This window comes from Lacticaseibacillus styriensis (assembly GCF_030770295.1).
GTDB lineage: Bacteria > Bacillota > Bacilli > Lactobacillales > Lactobacillaceae > Lacticaseibacillus > Lacticaseibacillus casei.
On record NZ_CP132483.1, the window covers coordinates 555,627 to 568,147 of the forward strand.

10 protein-coding genes are annotated in these 12,521 nt (G+C 48.4%); 5 read left to right on the top strand and 5 right to left on the bottom strand.

The features are described 5' to 3' along the window. Window position 1 precedes the first annotated feature (1 nt). The 4 genes from treC to LACSTY_RS02555 all read left to right on the top strand — a co-directional run bounded on the left by treC (window position 2) and on the right by LACSTY_RS02555 (window position 7,044). Window positions 2-1,654 carry an alpha,alpha-phosphotrehalase gene (treC, locus tag LACSTY_RS02540; protein ID WP_087911603.1) on the top strand — a complete coding sequence of 551 codons (1,653 nt, stop codon included), beginning with the start codon at window positions 2-4 and terminating at the stop codon, window positions 1,652-1,654. Between the two features lie 13 nt (window positions 1,655-1,667). Further along, window positions 1,668-3,680 (top strand): PTS sugar transporter subunit IIABC, encoded by a 2,013-nt coding sequence (locus tag LACSTY_RS02545; protein ID WP_025012773.1) that lies wholly within the window; start codon window positions 1,668-1,670, stop codon window positions 3,678-3,680. A 269-nt stretch (window positions 3,681-3,949) separates the two neighbouring features. Then, window positions 3,950-5,242, top strand: coding sequence for a serine/threonine transporter SstT (gene sstT, locus LACSTY_RS02550; RefSeq protein WP_087911604.1), 1,293 nt, complete (start codon window positions 3,950-3,952; stop codon window positions 5,240-5,242). A gap of 323 nt (window positions 5,243-5,565) precedes the next feature. Further along, window positions 5,566-7,044: an APC family permease gene (locus LACSTY_RS02555; RefSeq protein ID WP_025012772.1), complete on the top strand. Its 1,479-nt coding sequence runs from the start codon at window positions 5,566-5,568 to the stop codon at window positions 7,042-7,044. A gap of 91 nt (window positions 7,045-7,135) precedes the next feature. Here LACSTY_RS02555 and LACSTY_RS02560 read toward each other — a convergent pair whose 3' ends face one another. Then, window positions 7,136-8,074, bottom strand: a complete 939-nt coding sequence (locus LACSTY_RS02560; protein WP_087911605.1) for an L-lactate dehydrogenase — start codon at window positions 8,072-8,074, stop codon at window positions 7,136-7,138. A gap of 385 nt (window positions 8,075-8,459) precedes the next feature. Here LACSTY_RS02560 and gdhA point away from each other — a divergent pair, with 385 nt between their 5' ends. Beyond that, window positions 8,460-9,803, top strand: coding sequence for an NADP-specific glutamate dehydrogenase (gene gdhA / locus LACSTY_RS02565; RefSeq protein ID WP_087911606.1), 1,344 nt, complete (start codon window positions 8,460-8,462; stop codon window positions 9,801-9,803). A gap of 219 nt (window positions 9,804-10,022) precedes the next feature. Here the strand turns inward: gdhA and LACSTY_RS02570 are convergent, their stop codons facing one another. From LACSTY_RS02570 to LACSTY_RS02585, 4 genes are all read right to left on the bottom strand, one after another. Beyond that, window positions 10,023-10,322: a helix-turn-helix domain-containing protein gene (locus tag LACSTY_RS02570; RefSeq protein WP_087911607.1), complete on the bottom strand. Its 300-nt coding sequence runs from the start codon at window positions 10,320-10,322 to the stop codon at window positions 10,023-10,025. Window positions 10,323-10,627: 305 nt separating this feature from the next. Beyond that, on the bottom strand, window positions 10,628-11,146 hold the full coding sequence (gene lacB / locus LACSTY_RS02575) for a galactose-6-phosphate isomerase subunit LacB (protein WP_087911608.1): 519 nt from the start codon (window positions 11,144-11,146) through the stop codon (window positions 10,628-10,630). Window positions 11,147-11,172: 26 nt separating this feature from the next. Further along, entirely contained in the window at window positions 11,173-11,601 is a 429-nt protein-coding gene (lacA, locus tag LACSTY_RS02580; RefSeq protein ID WP_087911609.1) for a galactose-6-phosphate isomerase subunit LacA, read from the bottom strand. A gap of 310 nt (window positions 11,602-11,911) precedes the next feature. Beyond that, window positions 11,912-12,385: an Rrf2 family transcriptional regulator gene (locus LACSTY_RS02585; RefSeq protein WP_087911610.1), complete on the bottom strand. Its 474-nt coding sequence runs from the start codon at window positions 12,383-12,385 to the stop codon at window positions 11,912-11,914. Window positions 12,386-12,521 lie beyond the last annotated feature (136 nt).

Here is a 12,521-nt window from a genome sequence, read left to right on the forward strand (position 1 = left end):
GATGGGATTTCATAAGAAAGTCATTTATCAGCTGTATCCCAAGTCATTTTATGACAGCAATGGCGACGGGGTCGGCGATTTGCGTGGCATTATTGACAAGATTGATTATCTTAAGTCATTGCACGTCGACATGATCTGGTTCAATCCATTTTTCGTGTCACCACAATACGATAACGGTTATGATGTTGCCGATTATCGCAACGTTGATCCGCGGTTCGGTACGATGGCGGATTTTGACGAATTGGCTAAGAAACTCAAAGAAGCTGGTATCGATATCATGTTGGACATGGTGTTGAATCATACCAGCACGGAACATGAATGGTTCCAGAAGGCGTTGGCTGGCGACAAGCATTATCAAGCCTATTATTATATTCGCCCGCCAAAGCCGGATGGCAGCTTGCCGACTAACTGGGAAAGCAAATTCGGCGGACCAGCGTGGGCACCGTTTGGCGACACCGGCAATTATTATCTGCATTTATATGAACGCCGCCAAGCTGATTTGGATTGGCACAATCCAGCAGTTCGGCAAGAAGCTGCAGCGATTATTAACTTTTGGCGTGCCAAGGGTGTCCACGGATTCCGGTTCGATGTGTTGAACGTGATCGGCAAGGCAGAAAAACTGGTCGATGCACCGCCAAAGGTTGCCAGCAAAACGCTGTACACGGATACGCCGATCGTTCAGGATTATTTGAAGGAATTGGCTGCTAACAGCTTCGGCCAAGACCCTAACAGCGTCACGGTGGGCGAAATGAGTTCCACAACTGTTAAGAACTCAATCGCCTACACGAAACCGGAAAATCATGAATTATCCATGGTCTTTCAATTTCACCATTTGAAGACGGATTATAAGAACGGTGAAAAGTGGACGAAAGAACCGTATAACTTCAATGCGTTGCGGGACATTTTGCACACTTGGGGTCAACAGTTAGATCAAGGCGGTGGCTGGCAGGCGCTGTTCTGGAATAACCACGATCAGCCGCGGGCACTCAATCGTTTTGGCAACGTTGACAAGTATCGGGTTAAAAGTGCCGAAATGCTTGCTGCGGCGATTCATCTCAGTCGCGGCACCCCGTATATCTATATGGGTGAGGAAATCGGCATGACCGATCCGCACTACCATTCAATGGCTGATTACGTGGATATCGAAGCCAAGAATGCTTACAAGGCTTTGCTCAAGGAAGGTAAGTCGGAAAAAGCGGCGTTTGCCATCATTTTGGCGAAGGCCCGTGATAACAGTCGGACGCCGATGCAGTGGGATGATTCGGCGAATGCCGGTTTTACCACTGGCACGCCTTGGTTGCGGCCGACGAATCAAAAAGAAATCAACGTCAAAGATGAGTTAGCGCATGGCGAAATTTTCCAATTTTATCAAAAGCTGATTGCGTTGCGAAAACAATATGACGTGATCAGTGACGGCAGTTATGAACCGTTTGGAATCGATATCGACCGCTTGTATGCGTACGAACGGGTTGCTGGTGAGGATCATTTGTTGGTCCTGAATAACTTCAGTGACAAGACGATCACAGTACCGCTGCCAAATCGATTCCAATCCGCAAAAGTGCTCATTACCAACGAATCAGGATTAATACCAACTGCAACGATGACATTGCCGCCGTATGCGACGATCGCATTGTTGACATCGGAAGAGAATTAAGGAGGAACCAAAAATGGCTGATGAAAAGAAGCTACACATTTTGGCGCCTGTTTCAGGGCTTGCCATGGCGATTACAGACGTCTCCGATCCGGTCTTTTCACAGAAAATGATGGGTGATGGCTTTGGCATTGAACCATCAGATGGTCAGATTGCTGCGCCGGTTGACGGACGCATCATGATGATTGCCGATACCAAGCATGCAATCGGGATTAAAGCCGATGACGGCGCCGAGTTGTTGATTCACTTGGGCATTGATACGGTTGAGTTGAAAGGCGCACCGTTTGAAATCGATACGGCAATGGATGCCAAAGTCAAAGCCGGCGACGTGATTGGCTCCATGGATTTGGATGCAATCAAGAAAGCCGGCAAAAAGACCACTGTCATTGTTGCGATTACCAATACCAATGACGTGGTTGATCATCTTGATGTCACCCCGGGCGAAGTTAAGGTTGGTGAAGAAGTTGCCGTGATGACACCTAAGGCAGCGGCGGCTACATCAACAACCGCGGCCACGCCAAATAAGAAGGAAAGCAAGTATGCGGCGACTGCCCGCCAGATTATTGCCGATGTCGGCGGGGCGCAGAACGTCAATAGTTTGATTCACTGTATCACCCGGTTGCGGTTTTATCTGAAAGATGAACAAAAGCCGGACGATGACACAGTGCGCAACATTCCGGGCGTCATTGATGTTGCCCGAGCAAACGGCCAGTATCAAGTGGTCATTGGGCAAGCCGTCACTGACGTTTATGATGAAGTCATTAAACAGTTAGGCCCCGGCTACTCTAATGCTGAAGGTACTGCGGAAGCCATTAAAGAAACCCAAGCAGAGGCTAAAGATACCAGCTTCTGGGGCACAATCAAACGTTGGACCCAGGCGTTGATCGGGACGATAACCGGATCCATGATTCCGGTTATCGGACTGTTGGCCGCCAGTGGGATGCTCAAAGGTGTTCTCAACATTATGACCACCTGGTTCCATCTTTCAACAACGGATCCGACATACGTGATTATTAATGCGATGGGCGATGCAGCCTTTTACTTCCTGCCTGTGATCGTCGGTTTCACGGCCGCGCAAAAACTCGGTTCGGATCCGGTTATCGTTGGCATTATCGGTGCGTTCCTGATTTATCCATCAATTGCTAAGATTGCAACGGCTGGTAAAGTTAGTGGTACGTTACTGGGCATGGGGGTCAATGCCAGTTTCTTCGGCTTACCTGTCCACATTGCGAATTACACGTATTCGATTTTCCCGATGATTTTTGCGGCATGGATGGCAGCCAAGCTTGAACCGTGGATCAAGAGCTGGATGCCGCTGGTTCTGCGGATGATTTTCACGCCGCTGGTTGAAATCTTCTTAGTCGGCATGACGGTTGTCTTGGTTGTCGGTCCACTGATCACGGTGCTGTCTGGTGCGATCACATCCGGGATTCAGGCATTACTCAGCTTGACGCCAATGATTTCCGACGCCATTATTGCCGGTCTATATCAGGTTCTGGTTATCTTCGGATTGCACTGGGCGGTTATCCCGGTTATTACCGCACAATTGTCTTCGGCACACCCAGAGTCCGTGCTTAACGGCATCGTCTCCATTTCCATGATTGCCCAAGGTGCCGGCGCGTTGGCTGTCTGGGTTAAGACCAAGCACAACCCAGCACTGAAAGGTTTGTCTATTTCCGCGTTCATCAGCGCATGCTGCGGCATCACCGAACCTGCGATGTATGGTGTTAACTTGAAGTATGGCCGGGTCTTCGTCTTTGCTAGTATCGGTGCCGCAATCGGTGGCGTTGTCAATGGCCTGTTAGGTGTTTCGATGTACGGATTCACTGGCAGCTTCATTGGTTTTCCATCATTTGCTGCTCCGGGTTGGGCACACAATCCAGGCAATTTTGCCGGATTCTGGATTGCTTCGGTTGTGACCTTGGTTGCTGCCTTCCTCTTGGTTTACTTCTTCGGTTATAAAGATGCCGATGCCAATGCGGCTAAGGCAGCACCTAAGAAGAAGCGCTTAGGTAAGACAGTTGAATAATGAGTTAAGGCTTCACTGAAAAGTGGTTCGAAATGACAATCGAGTCATTTTGGCGAAGAATCAAAGTCTAGAAGTCTAGTAGTTAAAACACCGATGTCGTTGGGCATCGGTGTTTTTGCTTGGCAAAAAAGCGAGGCCGATCATGATTGGAGAAACGCCACAAAAATTTGTGCCGATTTCGATAAAAATAACTTGCAGTTGCGGCAGAATTAGGGCACACTAAAAAGTGTTCTCATTAAACACTAATTTTTCATGGAGGAGGGCCAGATATGTATAAACGGTACAAAGATGTGTCGCTGATTCTGAAAATTGTCATCGGAATTGTTGTTGGGGCAGTGTTAGGGGTATTGGTGCCCTCCTGGTCCTTTGTCGATATTTTAGGGAAGTTATTTGTTGGGGCGTTAAAAGCAATCGCGCCATTACTGGTATTTCTGCTGATTATGTCGGCAATTTCAAAATACCGATCCGGCTCGAAGAATCACTTTGGCACCGTGATCGTGCTTTACTTAAGTGCCACACTGCTTTCGTCTATTGCGGCGGTCGCGGTTTCTTATCTTTTCCCGATCAAGCTTGTCTTGCCTGGTGCGATGAAAATTGCCGAAAGTGCGCCAAAGGATTTAGGCACGGTTGTTTCCGACTTGCTGACCAATGCAGTGGCCAATCCGATTTCTGCGCTGGTTGAAGGCAATTACCTAGCAATTCTGTTCTGGTCATTGCTGATTGGGGCGGGGTTGCGCCTGGCGAGCGAGACAACCAAAAAAGTGGTGACCGAGTTCGCGGAAACCGTCAGCAGCGTGGCGCAAACGGTGATCCAGTTTGCACCGTTTGGGATTGTCGGCTTGCTGCATGAATCGCTGAGTAAGACGGGCGTTAAAGGTGTCATGGCGTATGGTCAGTTGCTCATCTTGCTGGTCGCGACGATGGTATTTGTCTATCTGATCGTTTATCCATTTATGGTGTGGCTGCTAACCCGTCAGAATCCTTACCCACTGACGTTTTGGACGTTAAAGGTCAGCGGCATTCCGGCGTTCTTTACGCGTAGTGGCGCGGTGAATATTCCGATCAATTTACAAGCTTGCGAAGACTTAGGCTTGAACAAAGAAAGCTATGCGATTTCGATTCCGTTAGGCGGTTCGGCTAACTCTGGTGGTGCTGCGATCACGGTGTCGATTATGACGTTGGCAACGGCCAATACCATGGGCGTGCACGTCAGCATTTTCCTAGCGTTGCTGCTGTGCTTCCTGTCAGCCATTTCGGCAACCGGGGTGTCGGGAATTGCCGGTGGGTCGCTGTTATTAATTCCAATGGCGGCATCGCTGTTTGGGATCTCCAATGACATTGCGATGCAGGTGGTCGGTATCGGCTTCATCATCGGGGTAGTTCAGGACTCCGTGGAAACAGCTGTTAATTCGGCTTCCGATCTGCTGTTTACTGCCACGGCAGAATATGCCGATGATCGCCGTGACGGCCACCCGATCGATATGCGCGCGGCGGTTAGAGCCGCAGGTAAAGTGAAAGCCAAAGCTGCTAAGCCGGTTGAAGAAGAAGGAGAACAGATTTAATTCACAGCAGTACTTCCGGTTTGAAGCATGGTGTCAGGCATCAACTCAGTCATTTTATAAACTGATGAAAACTGCCCAAGAGACGAAAGAAGTCGCTTGGGCAGTTTTTGCGTTTCAATGTTGGTGCATTTTTTAGCTGTGAAACGTTGATTTAACGGACAAATTGTCTAGCTTAAAAAATTGTAAGGTTATTTTTCCTATGATAACTGATGTCATTAAAAACACAGCGCTTTCCAGCTTTGCTAAAATGTGCTAACCTAGTTTTCATGGATTTTTTATTAACACATTGAAAAGACAGCATTAACTGTTTAATGGAGGTACCGATGGGCAAAGTGTGGCAACGACTGTTTCGAAAAGAGGATCCAAGTGTTTACGAAGATAAAGATTCGCATCTGCCGCGGGTGTTGCGGGTACGTGACTTTCTCGCTTTAGGGGTCGGGACCATTGTGTCGGCGTCAATTTTTACGCTGCCAGGGGTGGTTGCGGCTAAACACGCAGGTCCCGCAGTCTCGATTTCCTTTTTAGTCGCTGCGATTGTAGCAGGGTTGGTGGCGTTTGCGTACGCGGAAATGTCGGCCGCGATGCCGTTTGCCGGCTCGGCTTATTCGTGGATTAATGTGGTGTTCGGCGAGTTCTTCGGCTGGATTGCCGGCTGGGCTTTGTTGGCCGAATACTTTATTGCCGTTGCGTTCGTTGCTTCAGGGTTATCTGCCAATTTTCGCGGGTTGCTGGCGACGATCGGCCTGAATTTTCCGGCGGCGTTGGCCAATCCGTTTGGCACTGACGGCGGGGTTGTCGATCTGGTCGCCGTGGTGGTGATGTTGATGGTTGGCGTTTTGCTGTCACGCGGTGTCTCAAGTGCCGCGCGGGTCGAAAATATTTTGGTGGTCATGAAGGTTTTGGCAATTTTGCTGTTCCTTGTAGTCGGCTTGACCGCGATTCATCCGGAAAACTTTCATCCATTCTTCCCGAAGTATCACCTGAATGCTGATGGAACACCTTTTGGGGGCTGGCAAGGCATTTACGCCGGCGTTTCCATGATTTTCCTGGCCTATATCGGGTTTGATTCGATTGCCGCGAATTCGGCTGAAGCGATCGATCCGGAGAAAACGATGCCGCGGGGGATTCTTGGCTCGCTGTTAATTGCGGTTTTCCTGTTTGTCTCGGTCGGCCTCGTTTTGTTGGGTATGTTCCCGTATCAGGATTACGCCAACAACGCCGAACCGGTTGGCTGGGCGCTTCGGCACTCCGGTCATGCGGTGGTCGCGACGGTGGTCGAAAGCATTGCGGTGTTGGGGATGTTCACGGCCTTAATCGGCATGGCCATGGCGGGATCCCGGTTACTTTACAGCTTTGGCCGCGACGGCATGTTGCCGCACGGTTTGGGCAAGTTGAACAGCCGCAAGTTGCCGAACATTGCCTTGGCAGTCTTAATCACGATCGGTGTCATTATCGGGGCATTCTTCCCATTTGCGTTCCTGGCACAACTGATTTCCGCCGGCACGCTGATTGCCTTCATGTTCGTCACGCTTGGCATTTATCGCCTCCGTCCGCGTGAAGGCAAGGACATCGCCAAGCCACGCTTCCAAATGCCGTTGTATCCGGTATTGCCAGCCGTAGCTTTCCTCGGCTCGCTGGTGGTTTTCCTGGGTCTGGACATTCAAGCCAAAATGTACTCCGGCGTCTGGTTCCTGATTGGATGCGCCATCTACTTTCTGTATGGCATGCGGCATTCAGCGCTGACAAAAGGGTCGGTTGTTGAGCAGGAAACCGAAGCATTGGAGCAGTCAAAAGAAGACTGAGTGGTTTAAAAGATATGGTTTAAATTAAAAACGCCCTCAAAGATTTTGTCTTTGTGAGCGTTTTTAATTTTCTTTGACTGATGAATACTGACTAAGCTTCCTGAGCCTTCTGGAGATTTTCTTTTAAAATCGCCGCAGAATCTGCTAGGCGCTTATGATCTTCGGTATTCAGATCAAGTTCGATAATGCGTTCCAAACCGTTGGCGCCAAGAATGACAGGAACGCCGATCGAAACGCCGCTTAAGCCATACTCGCCTTCGAGATGAACGGACATGGCAAATGCTGCGCGGTCGTCATTTAAGAAGGCACTGGTTAACCGGGTCAGCGAAGCAGCAATGCCGTAGAAGGTGGCGCCTTTCTTTTCGATGATCCCGTAAGCCGCCGTTTTCACGCGCTCGCTGATTTCAGCAAGGTCGCTTTCCTGCCGATTTTTCGGAATCCAATCAAGAATTGGCTTGCCACCGATATTGGTGTAATCCCAAACCGGAAATTCGGAATCGCCGTGTTCACCCATGATATAGCCGTGAACGATGCGGGCATCGATGTTGTAGCGCAAGCCGATTTCCGCTCGTAGTCGCGCCGAATCCAACGCGGTGCCGGAGCCGAGTACTTGATTGCGCGGTAAGCCGGATTCCTGCAAAACCAATTCTGCCAGCACATCAACCGGGTTGGAAGCCACCAAAATGAAACCATTGAAACCGCTTGCCATGATATTGTGGGTGATTTCCTTCATAATCTTGGCGTTAATCGTTAGCAATTCAAGCCGCGTCTGGCCCGGCTTTTGCGCGATCCCCGCAGTAATCACAATAATGTCGGCATATTTGCAGTCTTCATAACTAGCCGCATAAATGTTCTTTTGCGATGTGTAAGGCAGTGCGTCCGAAAGATCTTCGACATCACCTTGTACCCGTTTTTCATTGACGTCGATGATCCCCAGACTCTGGCCGACGCCGGTTGTGAGACAGTTAAACGCATAACTTGAACCAATGGCGCCGTCACCAATTAAAATAATATTGCCGCGATTTTGCATTCCAAAATTCCTCCTCATAATGATATTGACACCAACGTAGCTATCCGAAGCTGAACAATGACCGTCACCCAACAATGTTCATTGTCAGCTGTTTTTCATGTATCCGATTTCATTGTAACAGATGACAGTTGCGATAACTTGATAAACGTGATTGATGAGTTGAAAATTAGTTCGCGCTCGCGCGGTAACGCGTTCGCCAGCCCAGAAACCTGCACATAAGGACCTCAAGTAAGAATGACCAAAGCCCAGTCATTCCTACTTGAGGCCACTTATGCTCCGGTTTCTAACCGGGCTGGCTTACGCTCAAAAAATTCTTATCATTTTGCCATTTTTCTGTTAATCTTAAAACAACGTCCGTTACGTTTTTTGAGAAAGGTGGTTTCCCATGTCAGCAGCATCTTATGTGCAGTCAGTGCTTGCAACGCTTAAGCAACGTGATCCTAACCAACCAGAATTTTTTGAGGCGGCCTCAACGCTTTTAAACACGATTACGCCGGTGTTTGAGAAGCATCCGGAGTATGTGAAGGCCAATATTCTTGGACGATTGGTTGAACCGGAGCGGGCGATTCAATTTGCTGTTCCGTGGCAGGATGACCAAGGAAATATTCAAGTTAATCGCGGATTTCGCGTTCAGTTTAATTCAGCGATTGGTCCTTACAAAGGCGGTCTGCGACTACATCCTTCCGTCAATCTCAGCATTGTGAAATTTTTAGGCTTCGAACAGATTTTTAAAAATAGTCTGACTACTTTGCCGATCGGCGGGGCCAAGGGTGGTTCCGATTTTGATCCAAAAGGGAAGTCGGATGCCGAGGTGATGCGTTTTTGCCAAAGCTTCATGACCGAACTGAGCAAGTATATCGGGCCGGATTTGGATGTGCCGGCTGGTGACATTGGCGTCGGTGCCCGCGAAATTGGTTATCTATACGGTCAATACAAACGGTTAAAAGGGGCGCAACGTGGTGTTTTAACCGGTAAAGGGCTCAGTTATGGTGGTTCGTTGGCGCGGACGGAAGCGACTGGCTATGGTTTGATTTACTACACCGGTGAATTATTGAAAGCCAATGGCGAAACGTTGGCCGGCAAACGTGCGGTCATTTCCGGTGCCGGTAACGTTGCGATTCATGCTGCTGAGAAGGCTGAGGCACTGGGCGTCAAGGTGCTGACCGTTTCCGATTCAAACGGCTATGTGGTCGATGAAAACGGGATTGATGTTGCGGTGGTCAAACAAATCAAGGAAGTCGAACGCGGTCGCATTAAAGCTTATGCGGACCGAGTGGCTGGAGCCGAATATCATGAAGGTTCAGTCTGGGATGCCATCGATCTTAAGTTTGATCTGGCATTGCCTTGCGCCACGCAAAACGAAATTGATGGTCAACAGGCGGCGCGGTTTAAGGCAGCCGGCGTGATCGCGGTAGCTGAAGGCGCCAATATGCCGAGCAATCCAGACGCCATCGCTGCTTATGCAGACGCCGGGATTTTATACGGACCGGCAAAAGCCGCCAATGCCGGGGGCGTTGCTGTTTCAGCGCTGGAAATGGGGCAGAACTCGCGCCGCGAAAGTGATAGTTTTGAAAAAGTCGATAGCCAACTGCATGAAATCATGCAACACATTTTTAAGGCGAGTGCTGATGCTGCTGACGAATACGGCATGCCCGGTAACTACGAAGCGGGAGCGAACATTGCCGGTTTCCTGAAAGTGGCAGATGCTATGTATGCGCAAGGGATGTAGGCAATTCGTTACGATGACAAGAGATGAAATAGTGGATTTAAAGCGCTGAGTTTCCGCATGCCTCTCCATTGACGAGATCAAAAGCACGAAAACAACGGCGGTCGGATAATCATGAGGTTATCTGATCGCCGTTTGTTTTATATGTGAGCGTGAGTCAAAAAATTATCAACAGAGCAGCCGTCTATAAAACGGTACTTGGCATCAAACCCTGTTCTTTTTCTACATCAAAAGCCGCGCCACTGACGGATCAAGTTCAATCAGTTGCATGAGCCGACGAGCTGGCCCATTTGGTTTACTGCGGTTCGTTTCCCAAGCCTGAACGGTACGAGGAGAAGCCGCCATAATTTGGGCGAAGACGAGTTGCGTTGCCGGGATTTGCTGACGAATTTTCTTGATTTCTTCGCCGGTAAACTCAGGCGGTGTTGGTAGATGTCGCTCATGTCGTTCGACGCCAGGATCATTACCGTCTAATAGCTGATTGAGCTCTTCAATACTTCTTTCGAGTGTACTTTTAGTCATGTTATTCACCTTTTCTTGAGACGTTGAACAACTTTTTTCAACGCTGCTGTTTGCAGAAATAAGGCGGATCATGAAATTAACGCCATTACTCCACGTTGCTACGTTTTTATAGTATACGATTTTATGGTATGTGTCGACTCATATTATCCATTTTGCGACGCTTAAGCACGACGCACGATGAAACCACAATGACAAATTCCCAGAAAGAGATGACGGCATCAAAAAAGGCTCGGAATTCCGGGCCTTTTTGCTACGGTGACAACTAAATCACCATACTGGTTAATTCGATGGCAACCTAGAAGCGACTAATCGTGATAGACGCCCTCGGCCCATTTTTCGTTTTCTTCATCGAAAAAGTGCGGATTATCTTTTTGATCAGGGTTTGGTTTGGCAATGTGGTCAATTTCTTTGATCAGTTCCGCATTTTCCGGAGTTTCTTTGTAGGTGGCATCCAGATAGGCCTTGATGATATCGTATGCCAGATGTTCACCAATGCTGGCACCGCCGAAGCCCAGTACGTTCGCATTTAATTGCTCGCGAGCATACTTGGCCGCTGCGGCGTCGTTCACCATGGCAGCGCGAATGCCTTCGTTTTTATTGGCTGCCATGGTAATGCCGCTGCCATCACCACACAAAACAATGCCTAGATCAGCACGACCATCGGCGACATCTTCGGCAACTTTCTTGCCATAAATCGGATAGTGCGTCCGGACGGTGTCGTAGGTGCCTTCATCAATAACTTGATAGCCAGCATGCTTTAAAAAATTCGAGATCTTAATCTTCATGTAAGTCACAATATGATCATTACCTAAAGAAATAATCATGGGGTCAGACTTCCTTTCTTCCAAAGTTAGATCATTTTCGCAAGCATATCGAGCCGAACTTGGTGGCGGCCGTCAACGTATTCCGCGTCCAGGTAACGTTGAATCAGGCCGAGCGCCCGATCTAGGCCGATAAGTCCAGTACCGATCGCAATGGCTTTGGCACCATTATGTTCAGCAGTTTGATGCGCAGCCGTCTCGTCACCGACATTGGTTGCGACCATACCCTTGACTTTGGTAGCCGCCATCGTTGAGCCCACGCCGTAACGGTCAAACATCAAGCCTTTGTGTGCCTTACCTGCCATCACTTCTTTGGTCACAGCCAAAGCAGATTCGACAAAGTTCTTCGCTGGTTGCGGCGTTACATCAATGACATGGTAGTCACGCTGCTTGAGATAGTCTTTGACCTGTTCCTTCATGGCAAAACCGTCCTGATCAGCACCAATCACAACATCCAAAATTGTCACTCCTTTGTTTTAATGAATAGCATTTGTGACTCAGATACTGGCGGGGCAAGCTGATCGTTTTGAAGAAAGTCAGTGGGGGAGAGCACCCGAAATGTTTGTAATTGTTTTCTGATGTGCATTTATGTTTCTTTCATCAACCACAATGTAGCATCGAATCTTTTTGGTGTAAAGGTCTGAAATTAAATTTTTTAATTGAGGTACCCAGAAAAGGCACCGAATGAAGCAAACAAAAAATCGGATCAAACGCCGAAGAAAGCGTTTCATCCGATTTCGTGCATACTTGTATATCAGGAACATGAAGTTAATGGGCAACTTGTTTAAGCCACTGATCCAAATCAGAGGTATCGTATTTTTCCTGAATCTCTTTGACCATCTGATCCAATGTGATGGCTTGCATGGTCTTTTTTAGAGAGTTCTCAATATTGTCCATCGCAGCAGAAACCGCACAAGGCTCGATTTCTGACTGATCTTTATCCAGAAATTCTGCTAGCAGGTGTTGACTCGCAAAAACTTTGCCGCGACCCTCAACTGCCTGAAAGACTTTATAAAAATCGATCTCGTTTAACGGCATTGCCAATGAAAAGCCGCCTGACTTGCCTGGTATTGACTTGACGAAGCCTTCTTTTACTAGTGATTTGATGGTTTTTTTGAGATAAGAATGCGAAACGTTGAGCCGTTCGCTTAGCGCTAATGAGTTGACGGACTTACCCTTGGGCAATCGGGATAAGATTAATAAAACGTAAATAGACTGTTCCCAACTAGAGGAAATTTTCACTTGACACGGCCTCCCTACCGAACTATTGTGGGCATTGGAGACAAGGGATATATCCAATTGTTTCAATACCTTTAACAAGTTAATTGTACCACGTCTTGATGTTTGAAGAAGGTTTCAGGCAATCTGGTTGCCAACC